This window comes from Neobacillus sp. MER 74 (assembly GCF_023714155.1).
In genome coordinates this window covers 1-256 of sequence record NZ_JAMAUV010000111.1, presented here as the reverse complement: position 1 = coordinate 256, position 256 = coordinate 1, and the positions used below count along the sequence as shown (strand labels likewise).

Here is a 256-nt window from a genome sequence, read left to right as displayed (position 1 = left end):
GCAACGTCCTACTCTCACAGGGACGCGTGTCCCAACTACCATCGGCGCTGAGAAGCTTAACTTCCGTGTTCGGTATGGGAACGGGTGTGACCTTCTCGCCATTGCTGCCAGACTATTTTGTTTGAGGTTTCATTCCCTCAAAACTAGATAATGCAGAAGAAGTTTGTAAACTTGAGTTCACCTATATAATTGTCTAGCTCCAGCGTCCAGCAACTAGTGTCCTTCGGTCTTTTCCCTACGATAAGTCAACATCGAA

Annotated in this window: 1 rRNA gene; it reads right to left on the bottom strand. The window is 46.9% G+C overall.

From position 1 onward, the window contains the following. Window positions 1-112 (bottom strand): 5S ribosomal RNA (gene rrf / locus M3610_RS27765); the annotation flags it as partial. Window positions 113-256: the final 144 nt, after the last annotated feature.